This is a genomic window from Streptomyces sp. NPDC041968, from assembly GCF_055589025.1.
Genome location: NZ_JBVJCB010000020.1, coordinates 43,088 through 65,405, shown reverse-complemented (window position 1 = coordinate 65,405; position 22,318 = coordinate 43,088). Strand labels below are relative to the sequence as shown.

General features: G+C 74.6%; 21 protein-coding genes and 1 pseudogene. 12 read left to right on the top strand and 10 right to left on the bottom strand.

Annotated features, from left to right (window positions below):
* Nucleotides 1-100: 100 nt before the first annotated feature.
* Complete coding sequence (locus ACZ6EG_RS33600) at nt 101-3,100, bottom strand: AfsR/SARP family transcriptional regulator (RefSeq protein ID WP_469610353.1); 3,000 nt, start codon at nt 3,098-3,100, stop codon at nt 101-103.
* A 164-nt stretch (nt 3,101-3,264) separates the two neighbouring features.
* On the opposite strand from ACZ6EG_RS33600, the gene ACZ6EG_RS33595 reads away from it, so the two are divergent.
* The 3 genes from ACZ6EG_RS33595 (at nt 3,265) to ACZ6EG_RS33585 (ending at nt 5,124) form a co-directional block, all read left to right on the top strand.
* Nucleotides 3,265-3,978 carry an SDR family oxidoreductase gene (locus ACZ6EG_RS33595; RefSeq protein ID WP_391972057.1) on the top strand — a complete coding sequence of 238 codons (714 nt, stop codon included), beginning with the start codon at nt 3,265-3,267 and terminating at the stop codon, nt 3,976-3,978.
* A 72-nt stretch (nt 3,979-4,050) separates the two neighbouring features.
* Complete coding sequence (locus ACZ6EG_RS33590) at nt 4,051-4,602, top strand: carboxymuconolactone decarboxylase family protein (protein WP_391972056.1); 552 nt, start codon at nt 4,051-4,053, stop codon at nt 4,600-4,602.
* A gap of 78 nt (nt 4,603-4,680) precedes the next feature.
* Nucleotides 4,681-5,124 (top strand): carboxymuconolactone decarboxylase family protein, encoded by a 444-nt coding sequence (locus ACZ6EG_RS33585; protein WP_356610986.1) that lies wholly within the window; start codon nt 4,681-4,683, stop codon nt 5,122-5,124.
* Nucleotides 5,125-5,191: 67 nt separating this feature from the next.
* Here ACZ6EG_RS33585 and ACZ6EG_RS33580 read toward each other — a convergent pair whose 3' ends face one another.
* Entirely contained in the window at nt 5,192-6,427 is a 1,236-nt protein-coding gene (locus ACZ6EG_RS33580) for an acyltransferase family protein (RefSeq protein ID WP_391972055.1), read from the bottom strand.
* Nucleotides 6,428-6,614: 187 nt separating this feature from the next.
* Nucleotides 6,615-7,478: a sigma-70 family RNA polymerase sigma factor gene (locus tag ACZ6EG_RS33575; RefSeq protein WP_391972054.1), complete on the bottom strand. Its 864-nt coding sequence runs from the start codon at nt 7,476-7,478 to the stop codon at nt 6,615-6,617.
* 268 nt (nt 7,479-7,746) lie between these two features.
* On the opposite strand from ACZ6EG_RS33575, the gene ACZ6EG_RS33570 reads away from it, so the two are divergent.
* Together ACZ6EG_RS33570 and ACZ6EG_RS33565 are read left to right on the top strand one after the other, a co-directional pair.
* Complete coding sequence (locus ACZ6EG_RS33570; RefSeq protein WP_469610378.1) at nt 7,747-9,768, top strand: FAD/NAD(P)-binding protein; 2,022 nt, start codon at nt 7,747-7,749, stop codon at nt 9,766-9,768.
* A complete protein-coding gene (locus tag ACZ6EG_RS33565; protein WP_469610347.1) occupies nt 9,765-11,180 on the top strand; it encodes a nitrosuccinate lyase in 1,416 nt (471 codons plus the stop codon). The genes ACZ6EG_RS33570 and ACZ6EG_RS33565 overlap by 4 nt, the downstream gene beginning before the upstream one ends.
* A 74-nt stretch (nt 11,181-11,254) precedes the next feature.
* On the opposite strand, the gene ACZ6EG_RS33560 is transcribed toward ACZ6EG_RS33565, so the two are convergent.
* Nucleotides 11,255-11,716 (bottom strand): carboxymuconolactone decarboxylase family protein, encoded by a 462-nt coding sequence (locus ACZ6EG_RS33560; protein ID WP_356610992.1) that lies wholly within the window; start codon nt 11,714-11,716, stop codon nt 11,255-11,257.
* A 714-nt stretch (nt 11,717-12,430) separates the two neighbouring features.
* Here ACZ6EG_RS33560 and ACZ6EG_RS33555 point away from each other — a divergent pair.
* Nucleotides 12,431-12,781, top strand: coding sequence for an STAS domain-containing protein (locus tag ACZ6EG_RS33555; protein ID WP_469610342.1), 351 nt, complete (start codon nt 12,431-12,433; stop codon nt 12,779-12,781).
* Nucleotides 12,782-12,847: 66 nt separating this feature from the next.
* On the opposite strand, the gene ACZ6EG_RS33550 is transcribed toward ACZ6EG_RS33555, so the two are convergent.
* The gene (locus tag ACZ6EG_RS33550; RefSeq protein ID WP_391972051.1) at nt 12,848-13,786 is read right to left on the bottom strand and encodes a helix-turn-helix domain-containing protein; all 939 of its coding nucleotides are present in this window, start codon (nt 13,784-13,786) and stop codon (nt 12,848-12,850) included.
* A 129-nt stretch (nt 13,787-13,915) separates the two neighbouring features.
* On the opposite strand from ACZ6EG_RS33550, the gene ACZ6EG_RS33545 reads away from it, so the two are divergent.
* Complete coding sequence (locus ACZ6EG_RS33545) at nt 13,916-14,959, top strand: saccharopine dehydrogenase family protein (RefSeq protein ID WP_469610339.1); 1,044 nt, start codon at nt 13,916-13,918, stop codon at nt 14,957-14,959.
* An 86-nt stretch (nt 14,960-15,045) separates the two neighbouring features.
* On the opposite strand, the gene ACZ6EG_RS33540 is transcribed toward ACZ6EG_RS33545, so the two are convergent.
* Nucleotides 15,046-15,642: a dienelactone hydrolase family protein gene (locus tag ACZ6EG_RS33540; RefSeq protein ID WP_469610336.1), complete on the bottom strand. Its 597-nt coding sequence runs from the start codon at nt 15,640-15,642 to the stop codon at nt 15,046-15,048.
* A 176-nt stretch (nt 15,643-15,818) separates the two neighbouring features.
* On the opposite strand from ACZ6EG_RS33540, the gene ACZ6EG_RS33535 reads away from it, so the two are divergent.
* Together ACZ6EG_RS33535 and ACZ6EG_RS33530 are read left to right on the top strand one after the other, a co-directional pair.
* Nucleotides 15,819-16,211: an SgcJ/EcaC family oxidoreductase gene (locus ACZ6EG_RS33535; RefSeq protein WP_469610333.1), complete on the top strand. Its 393-nt coding sequence runs from the start codon at nt 15,819-15,821 to the stop codon at nt 16,209-16,211.
* A gap of 49 nt (nt 16,212-16,260) precedes the next feature.
* A pseudogene (locus ACZ6EG_RS33530) lies at nt 16,261-16,650 on the top strand (dihydrofolate reductase family protein); the annotation flags it as partial.
* Nucleotides 16,651-16,770: 120 nt separating this feature from the next.
* Here the strand turns inward: ACZ6EG_RS33530 and ACZ6EG_RS33525 are convergent.
* The 4 genes from ACZ6EG_RS33525 to ACZ6EG_RS33510 form a co-directional block, all read right to left on the bottom strand.
* On the bottom strand, nt 16,771-17,076 hold the full coding sequence (locus tag ACZ6EG_RS33525) for a DUF8108 domain-containing protein (RefSeq protein ID WP_356611004.1): 306 nt from the start codon (nt 17,074-17,076) through the stop codon (nt 16,771-16,773).
* Between the two features lie 165 nt (nt 17,077-17,241).
* Nucleotides 17,242-17,682: a VOC family protein gene (locus ACZ6EG_RS33520; RefSeq protein ID WP_469610330.1), complete on the bottom strand. Its 441-nt coding sequence runs from the start codon at nt 17,680-17,682 to the stop codon at nt 17,242-17,244.
* A gap of 167 nt (nt 17,683-17,849) precedes the next feature.
* A complete protein-coding gene (locus ACZ6EG_RS33515; RefSeq protein ID WP_469610327.1) occupies nt 17,850-18,908 on the bottom strand; it encodes an aminoglycoside phosphotransferase family protein in 1,059 nt (352 codons plus the stop codon).
* A gap of 289 nt (nt 18,909-19,197) precedes the next feature.
* Nucleotides 19,198-19,956: a DeoR/GlpR family DNA-binding transcription regulator gene (locus ACZ6EG_RS33510; RefSeq protein WP_391972045.1), complete on the bottom strand. Its 759-nt coding sequence runs from the start codon at nt 19,954-19,956 to the stop codon at nt 19,198-19,200.
* Nucleotides 19,957-20,004: 48 nt separating this feature from the next.
* Between ACZ6EG_RS33510 and ACZ6EG_RS33505 the strand changes: the two genes are divergently transcribed.
* From ACZ6EG_RS33505 to ACZ6EG_RS33495, 3 genes are all read left to right on the top strand, one after another.
* Complete coding sequence (locus tag ACZ6EG_RS33505) at nt 20,005-20,388, top strand: DUF4406 domain-containing protein (RefSeq protein WP_391972044.1); 384 nt, start codon at nt 20,005-20,007, stop codon at nt 20,386-20,388.
* The gene (locus ACZ6EG_RS33500; RefSeq protein ID WP_391972043.1) at nt 20,385-21,083 is read left to right on the top strand and encodes an NUDIX domain-containing protein; all 699 of its coding nucleotides are present in this window, start codon (nt 20,385-20,387) and stop codon (nt 21,081-21,083) included. Before ACZ6EG_RS33505 ends, ACZ6EG_RS33500 begins: the two co-directional genes overlap by 4 nt.
* A gap of 149 nt (nt 21,084-21,232) precedes the next feature.
* Nucleotides 21,233-22,123, top strand: a complete 891-nt coding sequence (locus ACZ6EG_RS33495) for an SCO4651 family lipoprotein (RefSeq protein ID WP_391972042.1) — start codon at nt 21,233-21,235, stop codon at nt 22,121-22,123.
* Nucleotides 22,124-22,318 lie beyond the last annotated feature (195 nt).

Here is a 22,318-nt window from a genome sequence, read left to right as displayed (position 1 = left end):
CTCCCTCGAAAAGCCGGCCCGTTCAGGCCGGGCACACAGTGCATCGCAGCCCGCTGGACCAGGGGTCGAGCCCGGCCGGGGGCCACCCGACCCGGGAAGCTCACCCGGCCCCGCCGACGGCCGCCGATGGCGCCCGCCCGGCCCCCGCCGCCGTGCGGGCCGCCGACAGCGACAGCGCCCGCCGCGCGTACCCGCGGGCGAGATCGGGACGGCCCAGCGCGTCATGGGCCCGCGCCAGCCCCTGGAAGGCCCGCGCCTGCTCGGGCCGGAAGCCCACCTCGCTGGCGAGCGCGAGCGCCGCCTCGTGCTGCTGCGCCGCCTGCCGGGGCGCGCCCAGCGCCAGCGCCGCCTCGCCCAGCGCGTTCAGCGCCTCCGCCTCGTGCCCCCGGTTGCCCAGCGCCCGCTGCACCCGCAGCGCCCGCAGCGCCAGACCGTGCGCCTGCCCGGGGCGCCCCTGCCGCCCGTGCACCGACCCCAGACCCACCAGCGCCACCGCCTCCCCGCCCAGGTCACCCAGCTCCCGGTACAGCTCCAGCGCCCGGTGGTGGTGGATGCGGGCCGCCTCGTAACAGCCCAGGCGCTCCTGGACCAGGCCGAGCCCCACCTGGCCGCGGGCCTCGCCGTGCCGGTCGCCGACGGCGCGGAAGAGCCGCAGGGCCGCCATGAAGCAGTACCGGGCCTGCTCCTGGTCGTGGCCGCGCAGGAACAGATGGCCCAGACAGTCCCGCGCCCGCGCCTCGCCCAGCCGGTCACCGGTGCGCCGGGCCAGCCGCACCGCCCGCGCCGCGTGCCGGGCCGCCCGCTCGTCGCAGCCCCGGCGCCAGTACAGCCACGCCAGGTCCGTCAGGAACCGGCCCTGCGCGGTGTGGTCGCCGCTGAGCGCGCTGGCCTGCAGCGCCTGCTCGCCCAGCGCCAGCGCGTCGGCGTGGAAGGCCCGGTCGTACAGGTAGCGGTGCAGGGCCGAGGCCAGCCGGGCGGTGTGCGCGGGCCAGCCGTGGGCGGCCATGTAGGCGCCGGCCGCGACCAGGGAGAGCCGCTCGGCGTCCAGCCACGCCTCCGCCTCCTGCGCGTCGCGCAGCACCACCGGCGCCGCGTCGGGTGCCGGCTCGTCGGGGGCGACGGCGGGGGAGTGGACGCTGCGGCCCGCGCTCTGGGGGAAGAGCAGCGCGGCGGCCTGCGAGGCGCCCGCCACGCAGTGCCCGAAGAGCCGGTCCAGCGCCTCCCGCCGCGCGGCGGGGCTCTCCTCCTCCTCGGCCAGGGTGTGCGCGTAGCGGCGCAGCAGGTCGTGGAAGGTGTAGCGGCCGGCCTCGTGCTGGCGCAGCATGTGCGCGTCCAGCAGCTCCTCCAGCAGGCGCTCGGCCCGCTCGGGCGCCACCCCCGCCAGCGCCGCCGCCGCCCGGCCGCCCGCGTCGGGTCCCGGATGCAGCCCCAGCAGCCGGAACATGCGCCGCTGCTCGGCGTCCAGCTGCTGGTAGGACATGGCGAACGCGGCGGCCACCCCCCGCTCGGTGGTGGACAGTTCCGCCAGCCGGTGGCGCTGGTCGCGCAGCCGGTCGGCCAGGTGCGCCGCGCTCCACCGCGGCCGGTGGCGTAATCGGGCGGCGGCGATGCGCACCGCGAGCGGCAGGAACCCGCACAGGTGCAGGATGTCCAGCGCGGCCAGCGGCTCGTCGTCCACCCGTCGGCCCACGATCCGGGTGAACAGCTCCAGGGCGTCCGCCGCCGGCAGCGGGTCCAGCGACAGGCACGCCGCCCCGTCCAGGCCCGTCAGCCGCCGCCGGCTGGTGATCAGCAGCAGACTGCGGGTCGCCCCCGGCAGGAACGGCCGCACCTGGTCGGTGCCGGCCGCGTTGTCCAGCACCACCAGCACCCGCCTGCCGGACAGCTCCGCCCGCCACAGCCCGGCCCGTTCCGCCGCCGACGCCGGGATGCGCTCGGCCGGCACCCCGAGCTGGCGCAGCAGCACCCCCAGGGCGCTGCCCGCGTCCATGGGCGTCCGGCCGGCGGTGTGCGCCTGGAGGTCGACGAAGAGCCGCCCGTCGGGGTAGCGCTCGGCGAGCCGGTGGCCGGCGTGCACGGCCAGGGCGGTCTTGCCGATGCCCGCCATGCCGTCGATCACCGACACCGTCACCGCCCCCTCCCGGCCGTGCCCGCCCTCCAGCAGCTGCGCCAGTTCCGCGGCGCGCCCGGAGAAGTCCGGCGAGTCGTAGGGCAGGAAGTTCGCCTGCCGTGCCCGCCCCGCCGGCCCGGCTGCCGCCGCCGGCCCGGGTGCCGCCGCCGGCCCGGGTGCCGCCGCCGGCCCGGGTGCCGCCCCGGGCGCGGGTGCGGGGGGCGTCGCCGGGTCCGGGGCCGGCGCCGCCAGCGCGGGGTCGTCGTGCAGCACGGCCCGCTCCAGCGCGACGAACGCCCGCCCGGGGTCCAGGCCCTGCTGCTCGCTCAGCGCGCGGCGCAGCCCGCGGGCGACGGCCAGGGCGTCGGCCTGGCGGCCCGAGCGGTGCAGGGCCAGCATCAGCCGCCCCGCCAGCCGCTCCCGCAGCGGATGCGCGGCCACCAGCGCGGCCAGCTCGTCGGCGACCTGCTCGTGCCGGCCCAGCGACAGCTCCAGTTCGGCCAGTTGCTCGTGGGCGGTCAGCTGCCGCTCCTGCAGACGCACCCGCGCGCTGTCGGCGTAGTCGGCCCGCACGTCCGCCAGCGGCCGCCCCCGCCACAGCGACAGCGCCTGCCGGATCCGGGCCGCCGATCGGGCCGGGTCGTCCGTCTCGGCCACCTCGCGCAGCCGGTCGGTGAACTCCTCCCAGTCCAGCTGCCCGGCCTCCAGCGCGATCACGTACCCGCCCGGCCGGGTCTGCAGCAGGTGCTCCGCGTCCGCGGTGCGCAGCACCCGCCGCAGGGCCGCGACGGCCGCGTGGATCTGCGCCCGGGCCGTCGCCGGCGGGGCCGGCCCCCACATCGCGTCGATGATCTGCTCCGCGCCGAGCACGGTCCGGGCGTTCAGCAGCAGCAGGGCCAGCACCCCCCGGTGGCGGGGCGCCGTCCCCGGCAGGGGCCGCCCCGCCACCGACACCTCCACCGGACCCAGGATCGAAAAACGCACCGTCATGACTGCCGCAGTCCCTTTCTGAAACCGGCCATGTTCATTCTGAAACCGGCCAAGTGCACCCGCCGGCACCTATAGCGAATGCATCGCCTACCTATGAACGGGCTCGTCCACGCTGGCAGAAGACCCGAAGGCCACCTTCCGGATGCTGAAGTGGAGAGGCAGGAATGACCGACAAGATCGCTCTCGTCACGGGAGCAAACAAGGGAATCGGTTTCGAGATCGCGCGCCAGCTCGGCGAACGGGGCATCACCACCGTCATCGGCGCACGCGACGAACAGCGCGGCAAGGAAGCGGGCGAGCAGCTCGCCCAGCCCCACGTGCAGCTCGACGTGACCGACCCGGACAGCGTCCAGGCCGCCGCCCGTTTCATCGAGACGGAGTACGGCCGGCTGGACATCCTGGTCAACAACGCCGGCGTCACCGTCCCGCCGCCGCTGGGCCTGCCCAGCGCCACCACCACCGAGACGCTGCGCCGGATCTACGAGACCAACGTGTTCGGCGTCGTCACGGTGACCAACGCGATGCTGCCGCTGCTGCGCCGCGCGCCGGCCGCCCGCATCGTCAACCAGTCCAGCGAACTGGCCTCCATGACCCGCGTGATGGTCGAGGACAGCCCGCTGTGGCCGCTGAACAACATGCCGTACAACTCCTCCAAGGCCGCCCTCAACATGATCACCGTGACCTACGCCAAGGAACTGTGGGGCACCCCGATCAAGGTCAACGCCTGCGACCCCGGCTACTGCGCCACCGACATCAACAACGGCATGGGCTTCATCACCGCCGCCGAGGGCGCCCGCATCGCCGTGCACCTGGCGACGCTGGACGCCGACGGCCCCAACGCCCGGTTCTTCCAGCACGAGGGCCCGCTGCCCTGGTGAGTGCCCGGGCCCGCCACCGGGCGGGCCACCGCACCACGCGCGGCTCAACCCCAAGGAAGCGAGGCCCGCACCGTGAGCGGACTTCCCCTCATCCAGCCGGAGAACGCCACCGGCGAGGCGGCGGCCCTGCTGCAAGCGGTCCAGCACACGCTGGGCCTGACCCCCAACCTCGCCAAGGCGATGGCCAACAGCCCCGCGGCACTGGGGGGATTCCTCGGCCTGCGGCACGCACTGGCCGCGGGAACCCTGCCCGCGGCCGTCCAGGAGAGCATCGCGCTGCTGGTCGCGCAGGAGAACGCCTGCGACTACGGCCTGTCCTGGCACACCTACACCGGCACCCGCGTGGCCGGACTCAGCCACCACCAGGCCCACCGCGCCCGCCGCGGCGAGGCCGAGGACCCCCTCACCGGGGCGGCCCTGGCCCTCACCCGGTCCCTGATACGCCGTCAGGGCGAGGTGAGCGACCCCGAACTGGCCGCGGCCCGCCGCAGCGGCCTCAGCGGCGGGCAGATCACCGAGATCGTCGCCCACCTCGCCCTCAACGTCCTCACCACCTACCTCGGCAGGACCGCACGCGTCCGCGTCGACTGGCCCCTCGTCCGCCACGACGAGGCACCCGCCTGACCCCGGCGCGGCCGCCCGCGGCCCGCCCCGTACCCCGTCCGCACTCACCGAAAGCAGATCCCGATCATGGAAGCACGGATGAGCAACCCCGCCGGTGTCCTTCCCGGCGCCATGGAGGCCGTCGGCGCCCTGATGAAGGCGACCCGGCAGGGCGGCGTCCCCCAGTCCACGCTGGAACTCGTCCACCTGCGCGTCAGCCAGATCAACGGCTGCAGCGCCTGCGTCGACGCCGCCACCCGCAGCGCCCGCAAGGCCGGCGAGAGCGACGACCGCCTGGCCACCGTGGCGGCCTGGCGGGAGGCGCCGTTCTTCACCGACGCCGAACGCGCCGCGCTGGCCCTCGCGGAGCACTCCACCCGCCTGGCCGACCGCACGGACCCCGTCCCCGACGCCGTCTGGCAGGAGGCGGCCCGCCATTACGACGAGCAGGGCCTGGCCGCGCTCGTGATGATGAGCGCCGTGGCCAACTTCTTCAACCGGCTCAACGCCACCACCCGTCAAGTGGCCGGCCAGGCCTGGTGAACGCCGCACCGGCGGCCCGGCACCCCCGCGCGGGTGCCGGGCCGCCCCGTGCGGGCGGCGGGCGCCCTCAGGACGCCACCGCACGCCGGGCACGCCGCGAGGAGGAGAACCGCCGGGTGATCGGCCGCTCCACCAGCGCGTACAGGGCCCAGGACGCCAGCACGCTGACCGCCAGCCCCAGCGCCACCAGCCCGGTGGTCTCGGCGATGGAGAAGGTCCCCTCCAGCTCCTTGCGCAGATAGGTCAGCACGATGAAGTGGACCAGGTAGAACGCGAACGAGATCTCGCCCAGCCACAGCATCGTCCGGCCCCTGAACCAGCTCCTGGTGCCCCGGATGTCGGCCGTCGCGGCGGCCGCGATCAGCAGCACGATCGGGATGATGGTCACCGAACGCTGCGAGTACAGGAACGGCACGTGCGAGCAGAGCACGTAGCTTGCGGCCAGCAGCACACCCGACCACACCATGCCGATGTTGAACCAGCGCCCGCGGATCACCGCCTGCGCGACCAGCATGCCCAGCGCGAAGTCCAGCACCCGCGTCACCGGCAGGTTGTAGGCGAACCAGTACTGCTCGGCGGAGACCGTCGCCCCCAGCGAGGCACCGGGGAAGTAGGGCTTGTCCGCGATGAACACGTACGCCGCCCACGGGGTGGCGATGATGCCCGCCGTCACCGCCGCGATCCAGTACGTCAGGTGCTCGGCGCGGATCCGCGTGAACCAGGAGTGCAGCAGCGGGAAGCACGCGTAGAAGAACGCCTCGCACCCCAGCGACCAGCTCGGCTGGTTCACGCTGGAGAACACGTCGAAGTCCGGCACCCACACGTGCACCATGAACAGGTTGGCGATCGCCGTCCCCGTGGTGGTGTACGCCGACGCGAACAGCACCATCGCCAGCGCCCAGGTGACCACGTAGTTCGGGTAGATCTTCACCAGCCGGCGGCGCATGAACCGCCCGGCGGTGTCCCGCTCGCGCGCCGACCACGTCAGCACGAAACCGCTCAGCACGAAGAAGAACGTCACGCCCAGCGCGCCCGCGTTGCCGGTCACGTCGAACAGGTTCATCGCCGCCGAGTCCGACTCCAGCAGCCGCAGATGGGGGAAGGGCAGGCCGACGTGGTTGAAGAACACCAGCAGCGCCGCACCGAACCGCAGCCCCGTCAGGGAGTCCAGCCGCGCCGAACGGGCCCGCCCCGCCACCTCCTCCGGCGCACCGGACGCAGCCGGCACCGGGGCCGCGGCCGGCCCGCCGGGTCCCGCCGCCGTGGGCGGAAAAGCACCACCCGTCATCTCGTCGTGTGCCACGCCAAAGCCTCCTCGCCCAGGGGAACGTGCTCTGCGGACGGGGCAGAGCACCACTGCGCGGGCGATTAGACGGCACGTGGCTCGAATCTGGCTGGGGCCGGGATCCAAAACCGGTACGAAAGGGAACAGGAACGGGGACAGAGCCGATGGCCCCGTCCCCGCAGCGGCGCCGGAGCGCCGTCCGTCCTCAGCCCTCCAGGAGCGCCAGGTCCAGGGTCAGCAGCCGCCCGGGGTCGGTGATGACGTCGATCTCGGTGATGCAGCCCTCGCGCACGTCGAACGTCATCGCCCGGAACCCCTCCCCGGCATGCGCGGCGATCACACCGGGCGAACCGTTGATCAGCGCCAGCTGCGCCACCTCCGCGATCCGCGCGAACGCCGCCGCCGTCGACGCCACCGCCGCAGCCCCCCGCGCCCCCAGCCGGCCGTCGGAGCGGGCCACCACCCCGGGGTCCAGCACGTTCAGCAGCGCCTCGAAGTCACCCCCGCGCGCGGCGGACAAGAACGCCTCCACCACCTCACGCCGCTTGGCCAGATCCGGGTCCGGCACCGCGGACCCGCCCCGCACCCGGCGCCGCGCGCGGCTGGCCAGCTGCCGGGCCGCCGCCGGGCTCCGCTCCACGATCGGCGCGATCTCGTCGAAGGGGACCCCGAACATGTCGTGCAGCACGAACGCCAGCCGCTCCGCCGGGTCCAGCGCCTCCAGCACCACCAGCAGGGCCAGCCCCACCGAGTCCGCCAGCAGCGCACGCTGCTCCGGATCGCCCTCCTCCTCGTGGACGTAGTCCGGCACGTGGACCACCGAGTCGAAGGAGTCCTCCCGGCGGATCCGCCGCGACTTCAGCATGTCCAGGCACACCCGGCCCACCACCGTGGTCAGCCAGCCGCGCAGGTTCTGGATGTCACTGTCGTAGGCGCGGTTCAGGCGCAGCCACGCCTCCTGCACCGCGTCGTCCGCCTCGGTCAGGGAGCCCAGCATGCGGTACGCGACCGCCCGCAGGTGCCCGCGGGCGCCCTCGAACTGCTCGGCCAGCCATTCCTGCTCGTCCACGCCAGGTCTCCTCCCGATCGGTTCCTCACCACCTTGACGTACGAGAGGGCACCGATGTGACCGCCCGGCCCCTGACGCGCGCCGGGCGGCCCCGGCCTCCAGCAGGGACCGAGCGGTGGTTGAGCGCGGCGGCCGACGGTGGCGCGGACAAGGAGGCGCTGTGGACCGTTCACCTGACGACGGGCCGGGCCGGCCCGCCGGATTCCCGCTCCCGCTCCCGCACCCCGACGCCGCCGGCCCAGGGGCACCGGCCGCCCGGCCCGGGGCCCTGACGGGCGGCACCCACGCCGGCCTGTGCATCGTGGGCGCCGGACCGCGCGGCCTGTCCGTACTGGAACGGCTGTGCGCCCACGAACGCAAGAACCCGCGCTGGGACCGCGTCACCATCCACGTGGCCGACCCCTCGCCCCCCGGCTCCGGCCGGGTCTGGCGGCCCGCCCAGTCCCGGCAGCTGCTGATGAACACCGTCGCCTCCCAGGTCACGGTCTTCACCGACGCCAGCGTCCGGACCGAAGGCCCCCTGGAGGAAGGCCCCAGCCTCCACCAGTGGGCCAGAGCCGTCGGCGCCGGCGCCCTGGCCACCGGTCCCGAACTCACCGCCGATTCCGGAGCGCTGGGCGAGGTGCGCGCCCTGGGACCCGACGACTACCCCACCCGCGCCCTGTACGGCCACTACCTGATGTGGGTGTTCCGGCAGGTCACCGCCGACGCCCCGGCCCACGTCACCGTCCGCGTGCACCCCGCGCGGGCCGTCGCCCTGAGCCAGGACGCCCCCGGTCCCCACGCCGCCCAGAGCGTCCTGCTGGAGGACGGCACCCGGCTGACCGGCCTGTCCGCGGTCGTCCTCGCCCAGGGCCACGTACCGGCCCGGCCCACCGCCACAGAACAGCGGCTCGCCGCCTTCGCCGACCGGCACGGCCTGACCTACCTCGCCCCCGCCAACCCCGCCGACACCGACCTGGAGGGCATCGCCCCCGGCGAGACGGTCCTGCTGCGCGGACTGGGCCTGAACTTCTTCGACTACATGGCCCTGTTCACCCACGGCCGCGGCGGCACCTTCACCCGCACCGGCGGCCGGCTCACCTACCAGCCCTCGGGCCGCGAACCACGCCTGTACGCCGGCTCGCGGCGCGGCGTGCCCTACCACGCACGCGGCGAGAACGAGAAGGGCGCCCACGGCCGCTACTTCCCCCGCCTGCTCACCGCCGAGCACGCCCAGGCCCTGCGCGCCCCCGGCGGCCGGCCCCGCCCCGTCCGCTTCACCGCCGACCTGTGGCCCCTGATCTCCCGGGAGGTCGAGAGCGTCTACTACGAGACCCTCCTGGCCGCCCGCGGCCTGGACGGCGCCCGCGTCGCCGCGTTCGCCGCCCGGTACCTGCACACCCCGCCCGGTGCCGGGCAGGACCGCCTCCTGGACGAGCACGCCGTCCCGGCGCAGGAGCGCTGGGACTGGTCCTGGGTCTCCCGCCCCTACGGGCAGCGCACCTTCGGCGATGCGGCCGCCTTCCGCACCTGGCTGCGCGCCCACCTCGACGACGACGTCCGCCAGGCCCGCCTGGGCAACGTCAGCGGCCCCCGCAAGGCCGCCCTGGACGTCCTGCGTGACCTGCGCAACGAGATCCGGCTCGCCGTCGACCACGCCGGCCTCGACGCGTCCTCGCACCGCGACGAACTCGACCGCTGGTACACCCCGCTCAACGCCTACCTCTCCATCGGCCCGCCCGCCTCGCGCATCGAGGAGATGGCCGCCCTCATCGACGCGGGCGTCCTGGAGGTCACCGGGCCCGGCCTGCGCGTGCAGGCCGACCCCGACGCCCCCGGCGGCCCCCGCTTCACGGGCACCGGCGACATCCCCGGGGTGCGCGTGCACGCCACCACGCTGATCGAGTCCCGGCTGCCCGAGATCGACCTGCGGCGCACCGCCGACCCGCTGATGAACCAGCTGCTGCACACCGGCCAGTGCCGCCCCCACCGCGTCCCCGGCGCGGACGGCGAGGACTACGAGACCGGCGGCCTGGCCGTCACCCCCCGCCCCTACCACCTGATCGACGCCGCCGGCACCGCCCACCCTCGGCGCTTCGCCTACGGCGTGCCCACCGAGTCCGTCCACTGGGTGACCGCGGCCGGCATCCGGCCCGGCGTCGGCTCGGTGACCCTGGAGGACTCCGACGCCATCGCGGCCGCCGCCCTCGCCCTGCCCCGGCCGGCCGCGGCCGCCGCACCGCCCGCCCCGGCGCCGCTCACACCCCCCGCCGCCACCGCCACCCCACCGGCGAGGAAGGCCTCATGAGCCACGACCGGCCCGACCCCGCCGACACCGCCTGCCCGGGGGACACCGGCCTGCTCTCCCCGGTGCGGGCCGGCACCCGCGTCGAGGCGGCCGTCGCCGACACCGCCTGGCTCCAGGCGATGCTCGACGCCGAGGCCGCCCTGGCCCGCGCCCAGGCCCGGTGCGGCACCGTCCCCCCGGCCGCGGCCCGCACCATCACCGACTGCGCCCGGGCCGCCGACTTCGACGTGCGCGAACTGGCCCTGGCCTCCCGCGAGACCGCCAACCCCGTCGTCGGCCTCGTCAAGGCCCTCACCCGGGCCGTCGCCGCCCGTTCACCGCAGGCCGCCGAGTACGTCCACCGCGGCTCCACGAGCCAGGACGTCCTGGACACCGCCGCCATGCTCGTCGCCTCCCGCGCCCTGCACCTGACCACCGCCGACCTGCACACCGTCGCCGACGCCCTGGCCCGCCTGGCCGCCCGCCACCGCGACACCGTCATGGCCGGCCGCACCCTCACCCTGCACGCCGTCCCCACCACCTTCGGCCTGAAGGCGGCCGGCTGGCGCGAACTGGTCCTGGACGCCGCCCAGCGCCTCACCCGCACCGCCCACAGCCTGCCCGTCTCCCTGGGCGGCGCGGCCGGCACCCTCGCCGGTTACCTCCAGCACGCCGGCCCCCACACCACCCCCCGCACCCTGATCGAGGACCTGGGCGCCGCCTACGCCGACGAGACCGGCCTGCGCGCGCCCGCCCTGCCCTGGCACGCGCTGCGCACCCCCGTCGCCGACCTGGGCGCGGCCCTCACCCACACCGCCGGCGCACTCGGCAAGATCGCCGCCGACGTGCAGGTGCTGACCCGCACCGAGATCGGCGAGGTCGCCGAACCCGGCCCGGCCGGCCGCGGCGCCTCCTCGGCCATGCCGCACAAACGCAACCCCGTCCTGGCCACCCTCATCCGCTCGGCCGCCCTCCAGGTACCCGCCCTCGCCTCGGTCCTGGCCCACTGCATGCCCGCCGAGGACGAACGCTCCGCCGGCCTGTGGCACGCCGAGTGGCAGCCCCTGCGCGAGGCGCTGCGCCTGAGCGGCGGCGCCGCCGAGACGGCCGTGGAACTGGCCCGGGGACTGGTCGTCCACCCCGACCGGATGCGCGCCAACCTCCAGGCGACCGGCGGGCTGATCGTCTCCGAACGCGTCAGTGCGGCCCTCACCCCCCGCCTCGGCCGGACCGAGGCGGCACAGCTGCTGACCCAGGCCTCCCGGCAGGCGGCCGAAACCGCCCGCCCGCTGGCCGACGTGCTCGGCGAACACCCCGCGCTCAAGGGCGTGCTCACCCCCGCGGAACTGGCCGGCCTCCTGGACCCGGCCGCCTACACCGGCGCGGCCGCGGCCCTGGTGGACCGCTCCCTGGCCCGCCCCGCCACCCCGTAGAAACAGCCAGACAGCGAACAGCGGGGCGGGGCGGACGCCGTGTGCGTCCGCCCCGCCCCGGCCCGCGCCGGTGGTCAGCCGGCGATCGGCCCCGCGGCCTGGCGGGTGGTGGGGATCAGCCGGTGCCACAGGTTGCTCAGACCCGTGGCCAGCAGGATCCCGGCGAGCTGCTGCTCACTGAAGTACTTGGCGGCCTCGGCCCACACCTCGTCCGACACCGCGTCCTCACGGTCGCTCAGCCGCGTCGCCGCCTCGGCGAGCGCCAGCGCCGCACGCTCCTCGGGGGTGAAGAACGGCGTCTCGCGCCAGGCCGCGACGGTGTGGATCCGCTCGTCGCTCTCACCGGCCGCCTTCAGGTCACCGGCGTGCTTGTGCACGTTCCAGCTGGAGCCGTTGATCTGGCTGGCACGCAGGTAGATCAGGTTGATCGTGGCCTCCGGCACCCCGGTGTTCTTCACCGCACCGGCCACGCCCAGCAGGGCCGGGATGACCTCGGGACCGGCGACGATCGCGGGGTTGGGCATACGAGCAGTCATGGGTTCCTCCACCAGTTTCATAAGCGGCCGGTAGCGAACGGCCGCGATGCCTTCACCGCACTGACGACCCGGAAACCGAAGATGTGACCGGCGCCCGGAGAAAACTTCTGGGCCGCCACCGGCCCCGCCAGCATGCCCCGCCCCGCCGCCCCCCGCCCCGCCCCCCGACCGTTCCTCCAGCGCCCCTCGACCCGGACACCACCGCGCACCGGGCCGGGGACCGCACCGGGGCGGTTACGGCCTCCGCCGCTCCTCGCGCCCGCCACCCGATAGAACACACGACCCAATTCCCGGGCTTCTTCACCACGCCCACGGGCACTGAACCCGGTCGCTCCACAAACCGCCGGCGCACCGGCACGCCCGGCCCCTCCCGCCCGGGCGCCGGACACCGCCCACCGCCCGCACCGAGCGGCAGGTCAGGACGCCCTCCGCGAGCCACCGGCCCCCAGGGCCCGGCCGAGGGCCCGTCCGCCCCGGAAAGGCCACCGCCGGCACCCCCGAAGAACACCGGCCCGGGGCACCTGGCCCCTCGCGGTGGAGTGTGCGACGGTGGAGGGACGCGAGACCGGTCGGCACCCCGCGGGTGCCGGCCTTTGGGCTTTCGGGAGTCGCCCCCACTCCGGGCACCCGGATCCCGCCATCGCCGGCCCGCCCCGTCACCGGGAGCCGTTCCGCCGTTGGGCTCACCAACCCCCGGAAGGGGGCGCGTCCAGCATGGACATCACCACCACGATCGACGGCACCCGCGCCCGGATCAGCCCGCGCGGAGTGATCGACTACGACACCCTGCCCCCGCTGCGGGCAGCCACCGCCGCACTCCCGGCAGGTGTGACCGATCTGCTGTGGGACATGGGCGAGGCCACGTTCATGGATGTCGCCGGTCTCCACCTCCTCTTCGACCCCGCCCCGCCGGGCGGCCCGCTCCGCACGACGACGGTGTGCGGGCTGGGCCCGCAGCCGCTGCGGCTGCTGTCCCTCGCCGCCGGCCTGGACCCCGCCCTGGACGCCGCCTGCCTGGCCTCAGGCGCGCCGCAGGGGGCGCACGGCGGCACGCGCCGGCCCTGACCGGGCGCACGGGGCCGCACCCGAAGCGGCCCGCCCCTTCCGGTTCCTGCCCCCGGAACTGTTCCCTCAGGGACGGAAGGTGCGGCGGTAGGCGTCGGGCGGGACACCGACGGTGCGCTGGAAGTGGCGGCGCAACGTGGTCGCGGTGCCCATCCCTGCGGCCTCGGCGACGGTGTCGACGGTGGCGTCGGTCGTCTCCAGCAACTCCTGCGCGCGGCGGACGCGCTGGGCGTGGAGCCACTGCAGCGGCGTGGTGCCGGTGAGGTGCCTGAAGTGACGCGCCAGATGACGTGAGCTCAGCCCCGCCCGCCGGGCGAGATCCTCCACGGTGAGGGGCTGGTCGAGGCGTTGCAGAACCCAGGGGAGGAGTTCACCGAGGGGGTGGTTGCCGCCCGGCTCGGGAACGGGCGTGGCGATGAACTGCGCCTGGCCGCCGTCCCGGTGCGGTGCGGTGACCAGACGACGGGCGATCCTGTTGGCGCCGGCCGAGCCGTGGTCGAGACGCACCAGGTGCAGGCACAGGTCCATGGCGGCGGCCTTGCCCGCCGAGGTGAGCACGTCACCGTTGTCGACGTACAGGACGTCCGGATCCACGGTGGCGGCCGGGTAGCGCCGGGCCAGCTCCCCGGCGTGGGCCCAGTGCGTGGTGGCGCGCCTGCCGTCGAGCAGGCCGGCGGCGCCCAGGACGAAGGCGCCCGTGCACAGCGACGCCACCCGCGCGCCCGCCGCGTGGGCCGCGCGCACCGCCCCGACCAGTTCCGCCGGGGGTTCGCGGCCGGTGTCGGCCCACCCGGGCACCACCACCGTGTCGGCCCGCGCCAGACCGTCGAGCCCCTGGTCGGGCTGGAGCAGGAAGCGGTCGACACGCACCGGCCCGGGCCCGCAGAGGACGAACTCGTACCAGGGGTCCACGACATGGGTCAGGTCGGACCCGAACACCTCCACAGCCACGGACAGTTCGTAGTGGAGCATGCCGTCGGTGACGGCCAGCGCGACGCGATGCATGTCCGAAAGTGTATGCGGCACGTCGTTTCCGACGCTCGTGCGGTGGCCCGCCGAAAGCACAGGATGTGGGGGTCGGACCGCCGGCGGACCACCGCCGCAGCGGACGAGCGAGATCACGGGAGCAGTCTCATGGAGTCAGGCCGGATGGTGGCGGTGTTCGGCGCGTACGGTCACACCGGACGGTTCGTGGTCGCGGAACTCACCGCGCGCGGGTTCGTCCCGGTGCTCTCCGGACGCGACCAGCGGGCGCTGGGCGAACTGGCCGACGCGCACGGGCTGCAGGCCCGGGTCGCGTCGGTGGACGACCCGGCCTCACTGGACCGTGCCCTGGCCGGCACGGCGGCGGTCGTCAACTGCGCCGGCCCCTTCGCCTCGACCACCGGCCCGGTGATCGAGGCCTCGCTGCGCGCCGGCATCCCCTACCTGGACGTGGCCGCCGAGATCGAGGCCAACCTCGACACCTACGCGCACTTCCGCGAGCGGGCCCGGGACGCCTCGGCGGTGATCGTCCCGGCCATGGCCTTCTTCGGCGGCCTCGGCGACCTGCTGGCCACCGCGGCGATGGGCGAGTGGACCACGGCCGACGAGGCCCACATCGCCTACGCGCTCAGCGACTGGCACCCCACCGCCGGCACCCGGCGGTCGGGCGCCGTCTCCCGCGAACGGCGCGGCAACGTCCGCCTGCGCTACCGCGGCGGACAGTGGGAGCAGCGCACCGACGCCGCGCCCACGGCCCAGTGGGACTTCCCCGAGCCGGTGGGACGCCGCCCCGTGATCGCGGAGTTCACCATGGCGGACGTCGTGACCGTCCCCCAGCACCTGGCCATCCCCGACGTGACCACCTACATGACCGCCGAGGCCGTCCGCGACGTCGCCGCCCCCGACACACCGGCCCCGACCGCCGCCGACGAGAGCGGACGCTCCGGCCAGACCTTCCTCGTCGACGTCGTCGTCCGCTCCGGCGGCACCCGGCGCCGGGCCACGGCCACCGGCCAGGACATCTACGCCGTCACCGCGCCCCTCGTCGTCGAAGCCCTCGACCGCGTCCTCACCGGCCGCGTCAAGGCCGTCGGCGTCACCTCCGCCGGCGAGATCTTCGACGCCCCCGACTTCCTGCGCGCCCTCGCCCCCCACGTAACGGTCGACCTGCCCCAGCCCGCACACGCCGCCTGACCCGGCCCGCCCCTCCGTCCGCCGGGGGCTCAACCCCAGGGAAGAAGAAGGGACGAAGAAGGGACGAAGAAGGGACGAAGGACGCGTCAGCCGGCCTCCGCCGGCTGGGCGGTGCGGCCGAGGAAGTCGAGCACCCGGCGGGTGACCAGCGTTGCCGCGTGTTCGTCGTATGACGGCAGGCTGCTGTCGGTGAACAGATGCCGGTCGCCGCGGTAGAGGAACAGCTCGGCATCCGCGGCCGTCCCCACGAGCGCACGGGCCGCGTCCATGTCTCCCTCACCGGAGAAGAACGGGTCCCCGTCCATGCCGTGGACCTGGACGGGGACGCCCCGGGGCCAGGCACCGCCGAATTCCGCGACGGGCAGGCACGCCTCGAGCAGCACCGCGCCCTTGGCGCCCGGGCGGGTCTGGGCCAGCTTCTGCGCCGGCAGGACGCCGAGCGAGAACCCGAGGCAGACGAGCCCCGCGGGCAGCCCCTCGGCGGCGGCGGTCCCGCGCGCGATGAGCGTGCCGAACCCGGCCTTCTCGACGTGAGCGACACCCTCCTGGAGGCTGTCGAACACCTGCCCCTCGAACAGATCCGGGGTGTGGACGGTGTGTCCGGCCCGCCGCAGCCGGTCGGCGAACCCGAGGACGCCGGCGGTCAGCCCGTGTCCGTGGTGGAAGACCAGTACCTCAGCCATGTCGCTCCCCTCGTGCCGCGGCGCCCGGGCGGCGCCGCGGCACGAGTATGGCCCGCGCCACCGACAGCCGCGGGCCCGCGCCCGCCGGCCTCCGGCACCGGGCCGGGACACACCCACCCCCGTCCCCGGAGCCGGCTCTTGACCTCAAGTCCGCCTGAGGTCGCAGGCTGGTCCGTATGAACACCGACCCCGCGGACATCGAAGCCATCGAACAGGTCGTGGCCACCGTCGAGCGCGCTCAGCGTGCCAAGGACGTGGAAGGATTCCTCGCCCTGTTCCACCCCGACGCCCTGTGGACGACCGCCCACGGCAAGGTCCTCACCGGCTTCGACGCGATCGCCGGGTTCACCCGCGCCGTGCTGCCCGCCGCGACCTGGGACGGACAGGTCACCTACGAGGCGGCGCACATCCAGTTCCTGCGGGCCGACGTGGCGGCCGTCAAGGTCCGCCAGGTCTACCACTCGGCGCAGGGCGACACCGAAGGCACCCCGCTGTACGTCATGACCCGGCAGGACGACGGGAGGTGGCTGCTGCACGCGGGCCAGAACACCGAAGTACGCACCGGCTGAGACAACCGCCGCCCCGGCACGGCGCACCGATGAGTTCGCCGGCCGCCCGAGGACCTTCGAACTCGCCGGGCGCTGGCAGGGCGACCACCACGACGGTGTGCCGATCCTCGTCCTCACCCACCACGTCGACGAGGGGGACGTGCCACCGGGCCACGCGCGTTTCGTCACCGACGTCCAGGACTGCGCCCGGCAGGCCCGCGCGGCCGCGGGGGACCGGCCGGTCATGGTCCACGGAGCGGGCGCGGCACAGGCGCTTCTGCGCGCCGGGCAACTGGACGAAATGGAGATCCACCTGGTCCCAGTCCTCCTCGGCGACGGCCGACGGCTCTTCGACCACCTGGGCGGCCACCCCACCGAACTCGACCTCGTGCGACGGCTGGAGGCCCGGGACGTCACCCACCTGCGCTACCGCGTGCACCGGCCCGGCGAAACCGCGTGAAACGCCCCTGCCGCCACCCCTGTGAGAAGCCGCCCGAGCCCATCGACCGGGCCCCGGGCCGCTCCCGTCCCGCCGCCCCGGCCGTACCTGTGCGGCACGGCCCTTCCTGCCGCGGCCGGGCTACAGGCCGCGCTTCTTGTTCCAGTCGCTCACGTACCAGGCGTAGGCGATGTTGCCCAGGCCCGCAGTGAACAGGAACAGCCAGAAGTGCGCCCAGAAGGACTGGCGTTTTCTGCGGCCGTACCCGCCGGCGAACGCCGCGGCCGACGCCGAAGCGGCCGCCGACACGTTGTTGTTGATGATGATCGGCTGCGGCGCGTAGGGCTGCGGCGGGTGGGGGTACCCCTGCTGCCCGTACTGCGGTTGCGGTGGCTGCCCGTACGCCTGCTGCCCGTACTGCTGTGGCGGTTGATTAGGCGTGTTCACGGACGCCCCCCTCTCGTTCACATGTTGACGGCTGAACCATAACCGACCCTCCGGCACGCCATCCCCGCACTGTCAACACGCCGCCTTCACATCGCTCGTGAGGGGGTCCCCGAAGGGTTGCCCCGAGCGTCCGGCACGGGGCCGAAGGCGCGCAGCGCCATCCCCTCAGCGCAGCTGCTCGGCCAGTCCGACGATGATCCCCTCGGGGCCGCGGAGGTAGCAGAGCGCGTAGCTGTCCTCGAACCGGGCGATGTCGCCGACGAGTTCGGCGCCGTGGGGGCGCAGGCGGGCGAGGGTGTCCTCGATGTCGTCGACGGCGAACATGACCCGGTGCGTGCCCAGGACGTTGTGCGGCGGGTTGCGGGGGCCGGCGAAGGTCGCCGCGGGGCTGCGGTACCTCGCCAGCTCGAGCCGGCTGTGACCGTCCGGGGTCCGGAGCATCGCGATGTCGCAGTGGACGCCGTCGAGTCCGGTGCACCGGTCGGCGAAGAGGCCCTCTGCCTCCGCCCGGCCCTCCAGCTCCATGCCCAGTTCCACGAAGAACGCGACGGCGGCCTCCAGGTCCCCGACGACGATGCCGATGTTGTCCATCCGCTGAATCGCCATGCTGCTTGCTCCCTCTTCCTCGTACGGCCCGGTGGCGGCCGCCGCCGTCCCTGGGACGGAGCCGGCGGCACGCTCTCGGCATTCTCCGGCCGTCGGCCTCCGCGGACTCAGGATCGCGCCCCCGCACCGCTGCGGCAGCCCGCGAGCCGGGCCGCCGCGCGGAGCGGTCAGGACCAGGGCCGTGTGCTGTGCGCGGGCAGCGGGCGCAGGGTCGGCCACCGGTGCAGCAGACGTAGGGCCAGCGCCGAGCTGAGCTGCCCGAGTGCGTGCAGGCGGTCGTGCCCGCGGGTCAGGTCGGCGACCACGCCGAGCCGGTGGACGAGGCGTTCGCGGGCGGAGACATCACCCCATCGGAAGTCCTCCACGGGCACGCGTGCGAGGTGGTCCACGGTCTCGCGGTGGGCGCGTTCGACGAGCGCGTCGCCACGGATCAGCCAGCCGGCGCAGGCGTCGGCGAGGTCGCCGGGAACCTCCCGGCCGGTGAGGTCGCGCCAGGTGGCCCGGTAGACGGCTTCGGCCTCCGCGAGCGGCGCGGCGGCGACCGACAGGGCGCACCAGCAGGTCGGGAAGCCGATGCGCAGGTAGGCGAGCTCGACCAGGCCGTTGCCCAGCGACGCCTGCTCGAAGTCGACGAAGCGGACGCCGGTGGCGGTGCGCAGGTCGTTGCCGGGGCAGGGGTCGCCGTGCAGCAGCGCATGGTGGGACGCCGGGTCGAGCCGCTCGATGAGGCCGGCCAGTTCGTCCGGCACCCGGGGCGGGACGGGGACGTCGAGGGCGGCGGCGAGCGCGAGGAAGGACTCCGCGTCGGCGGCGGCCGGCCCGGACCAGGCGGGCAGCGTTCCCGCATCGGCCGGCCCGGTGAGCGCGTGCAGCCGGGCCAGGGACTCGGCGTAGCCGGGTATCCAGTCATCGGCCGCGCCGAGGTCGTCCAGGTGTTCCAGGACCATCACGCGGGATGCCGCGTCCGTCGCCAGGAGTGCGGGCGCGACGGACGGCCGGGTCGCCCGCGCGGCGAGCCGCAGCGCGGCGACCTCCCGCGCGTAGCGCGCGTCCCCGTCGGGCCCGCTTGTGCCCCCTTCGGCGATCTGCTTGACGATCACCCGGCTGCCGCCGTCCAGTCCGACCCGCCACACCCGGGAGCGCGGACTGCTGTCCAGGAGTACGGCCTGTGTGGGCGAGCCGAACACGGCACGCAGTTCGCCGCTGAGCGGCACGGGGATCGGCATGCGGGGCAGCGTAGGGCCTTCGCCGGCGTTGCGCAGGAGTTCCACCCCCGTCGCGTCCTGCCGCCGGGCACACCCTTCGCCGTCCGCGCCTACGCCGCCGGCGGCCCCTTCCGCCCGGCTCGCTGTGTCCGGCGGTGCAGGGGCGGCCGGTCGCAGGTCCCTCGCGCAGAGCGCCGGTTCGCCCTCCCCTCGTCCTCCAGAAGGGCGGTCAGCTCGGCGACCGGCTCCGGGAAGGCCTCGCGGACCAGGGGATGCTCCCGTTCCGGCCGGCTGGTCCCCGGCTGTGCCCTCATGCGGCTGCGAGGAGCTGGACGCCGAGCGTCCCGAGCTGCCCGACGACCGGGTCGTGGGGGTCGGCGTCGGTGATCAGACCGGTGATCTTCTCCCACGGCAGGACGCGGTAGGGCGAGGCCGTCCCGATCTTCTCGCGGGAGGCGAGGATGTAGGTGTCCGCGGCCCGCGCGGCCAGGGCGCGCTTCATCGCCGCCTCGTCGGCGTCCGCGGTGGTCAGCCCCGCCTCGGGGTGCACACCGGTGACGCCGAGCAGGCACAGCTCGGCGGAGACGTTCTGCGCGGCCTCGACCGCGGCGGCACCGCAGGTGACCGCCGAGTGCTTGAAGACGCGCCCGCCGAGCAGGAACAGCTCCGCCCCCGGGTGGTCGATCAGCGCCGTGGCGATCGTCGGGCTGTGGGTGATCACCGTGCAGGCGAGCTCCTTCGGCAGCGCCCGCGCCACCGCGAGGGCGGTGGTACCGCCGTCGAGAATCAGTGAACTGCCCGGCCGTACCAGCGCGGCGGCCACCGCGGCGACCTTCCGCTTGCCGTCCGGGGCCACCGCCTGGCGGGCGTCGTAGTCCACCACCGCCGGGGACGCGGGCAGGGCGCCGCCGTACACCCTCTGACACAGCCCCTCCGCGGCGAGGTCCCGCAGGTCGCGCCGCACACTGTCCTCGGAAATGCCCAGGTCGGCGGCGACGTCCTTGGCCACGATCTTGCCCGTCCGGGCGAGCAGCCCGAGCAGGTGCTCGCGTCGTTCAGCAGCCAGCATGCACGTTCCTTCCAGATGTTGCACGATTCTGCATGTATCTTAGCGGTCATGAACGACAAGCCCCTGCTCATCCTGATCGCCGGCCCCTACCGTTCCGGCACCGGCGGCGACCCGCAGGCCATGGCCGCCAACCTCGCCCGCCTGGAAGCCGCCGCCTGGCCCGTCTTCGCGGCCGGCCACCTCCCCGTGATCGGCGAGTGGATCGCCCTGCCCGTCCTGCGCTCCGCCGGCGCCGGCCCCACCGACCCCCTCGCCGACCAGGTCCTCTACCCGGCCGCCGACCGGCTGCTCACCCACTGCGACGCCGTGCTGCGCCTGCCGGGCGCATCCGCCGGCGCCGACCAGGACGTCGCCACCGCCCGCCGGCGCGGCCTGCCCGTCCTCCACGACGTCGCCGACCTTCCCCGCCGCACCCCGCAGGAGAGCGCGTGAACAGCCTCCCGGGCACCGACACCCCCGACCACCGCGGGCGCACCGGCCTGCACCTCGCCGGACGCGGCCTCGACCGCAACCCCGGCGTCCGGATCCGCGACGTCGAACTCACCTCCCAGGGCTGGCACGTCCTGCGCCGCACCACCTTCGACTACCGGCGCCGCGACGGACGCTGGGAGACCCAGCAGCGCGAGACCTACGACCGCGGCAACGGCGCCGTCGTCCTGCCCTACGACACCGAACGCGGCCACGTCCTGCTCACCCGCCAGTTCCGCTACCCCGCCTACGTCAACGGCCACCATGACGGCATGCTCGTCGAGGCGGCGGCCGGACTGCTCGACGAGGACGACCCGGCCACCGCGATCCGCCGCGAGAGCGCCGAGGAACTCGGCGTCCGACTCGGCCCGCTCACCCACGTCCTCGACGCCTACATGAGCCCGGGCTCCGTCACCGAACGACTCCACTTCTTCGCCGCCCCCTACACCCCGGCCGACCGGATCGCCGCGGGCGGGGGAGTGGAGGAGGAGGGCGAGGACATCGAGGTCCTCGAACTCCCCTTCACCGAGGCCCTCGCCATGACCGCCGACGGGCGCATCACCGACGGAAAGACCCTCCTGCTCCTGCAATGGGCAGCCCTGCACGGGCCCTTCGCCCCCCGGCCCGCGCCCGGCGCCCGGCCCCCGCAGGGCGGCTGAACCCGCCCGCCCGCACCGGCACGGCGGGCGAAGCACCGCGCCAACTCCGCACCGGTCGGCGTGTGTTCCGCCAGCCCCGGGGCATTCGGGACGGCAGACAGCCGCGGGGCCGCAGTGGCCGCAAGCCGTTGAGGAGATGGGGAGTTCACATGCCGAGCAGGGGGATGAAGGCGAGCGCGATCGGCGTGGCCGCCGTCATGGCGAGTGCCGTACTGACGGGCTGCGGCGGTGACGAGGAGCCGAAGTCGCAGAAGGCCGGTACAGCATCCAGCGGAAGCGCGAACGCGAACGCGAGCGGCGATGCGGGGGCGCAGGAGCAGGGCACCACGCAGGTGCGGGCCGCCTACGACAGGACGGCCGAGGCGGAGACGGCCAAAATGACGATCAACATGAAGCTCTCCGCGCCGCAGGAGTCGATCACGACCGACGGCAAGGGCGCGCTCGACTTCGAAGAGGGCGACAGCGTCATGACCGTGACCGCCCAGGGCAAGAGCATCGAGCAGCGCGTGGTCGACCAGGTCCTCTACCAGAAGGTGCCGGGGCAGAAGGCCCAGGGCGGCAAGACCTGGATGAAGATCGACCTGAAGAAGGCCGCGCAGGCACTGGGCGTGAACGCCGGGCAGATCGGTGACCCGGCCCAGTCGGCCGCCTACGCCAAGGCCATCACCGACCAGGACGTCACCAAGGTCGGCCAGGAGAAGATCGACGGCGTCGACACCACCCACTACAAGGTGTCGGTGGACGTCGCCGAGCTGCCGGGCGGCGACCAGCTGCGCCAGCAGGTCGGCCCGACGCTGCCGATGCAGGTCTGGCTCGACGGCGACGGACGGCTGCGGCGCCAGCAGCTCGACATGAGCGTCAAGGCCGCACCCTCCGCCGGCGCCAAGGCCCAGAGCAGCGCCGCACCGCAGCAGATCAAGATGACCATGGTGATGAACTACTCCGACTTCGGCACCGAGGTCGAGGCACAGGCACCGCCGGCCGGCCAGGTGGCCGACATGACGGCCGAGGTGATGAAGCAGGGCCGGCAGCAGAGCTGACCCGGAATCCGGCCCCGGGGGCCCGGCATGGTCGAGGAGCCGTCCGCACACCGTGTCGAGGTACCCGGGCGCGATCGCGAGTCCGGCAGGGCCCGGTACGTGGAGACGATGCCCGCCACCGGCGAACACCGCGACCGTCCGCTGGGGAAACCCGTCCGCGGCGGGCGAGTGTCCCTCCGGCGGGCCCGGGCCCTG

Coding starts and splice junctions, on each gene's coding strand:
- ACZ6EG_RS33600 (WP_469610353.1), bottom strand. CDS start 3,100: ATGACGGTGCGTTTTTCGATCCTGGGTCCGGTGGAGGTGTCGGTGGCG.
- ACZ6EG_RS33595 (WP_391972057.1), top strand. CDS start 3,265: ATGACCGACAAGATCGCTCTCGTCACGGGAGCAAACAAGGGAATCGGT.
- ACZ6EG_RS33585 (WP_356610986.1), top strand. CDS start 4,681: ATGAGCAACCCCGCCGGTGTCCTTCCCGGCGCCATGGAGGCCGTCGGC.
- ACZ6EG_RS33565 (WP_469610347.1), top strand. CDS start 9,765: ATGAGCCACGACCGGCCCGACCCCGCCGACACCGCCTGCCCGGGGGAC.
- ACZ6EG_RS33560 (WP_356610992.1), bottom strand. CDS start 11,716: ATGACTGCTCGTATGCCCAACCCCGCGATCGTCGCCGGTCCCGAGGTC.
- ACZ6EG_RS33555 (WP_469610342.1), top strand. CDS start 12,431: ATGGACATCACCACCACGATCGACGGCACCCGCGCCCGGATCAGCCCG.
- ACZ6EG_RS33550 (WP_391972051.1), bottom strand. CDS start 13,786: ATGCATCGCGTCGCGCTGGCCGTCACCGACGGCATGCTCCACTACGAA.
- ACZ6EG_RS33545 (WP_469610339.1), top strand. CDS start 13,916: ATGGAGTCAGGCCGGATGGTGGCGGTGTTCGGCGCGTACGGTCACACC.
- ACZ6EG_RS33540 (WP_469610336.1), bottom strand. CDS start 15,642: ATGGCTGAGGTACTGGTCTTCCACCACGGACACGGGCTGACCGCCGGC.
- ACZ6EG_RS33535 (WP_469610333.1), top strand. CDS start 15,819: ATGAACACCGACCCCGCGGACATCGAAGCCATCGAACAGGTCGTGGCC.
- ACZ6EG_RS33520 (WP_469610330.1), bottom strand. CDS start 17,682: ATGGCGATTCAGCGGATGGACAACATCGGCATCGTCGTCGGGGACCTG.
- ACZ6EG_RS33515 (WP_469610327.1), bottom strand. CDS start 18,908: ATGCCGATCCCCGTGCCGCTCAGCGGCGAACTGCGTGCCGTGTTCGGC.
- ACZ6EG_RS33510 (WP_391972045.1), bottom strand. CDS start 19,956: ATGCTGGCTGCTGAACGACGCGAGCACCTGCTCGGGCTGCTCGCCCGG.
- ACZ6EG_RS33505 (WP_391972044.1), top strand. CDS start 20,005: ATGAACGACAAGCCCCTGCTCATCCTGATCGCCGGCCCCTACCGTTCC.
- ACZ6EG_RS33495 (WP_391972042.1), top strand. CDS start 21,233: ATGCCGAGCAGGGGGATGAAGGCGAGCGCGATCGGCGTGGCCGCCGTC.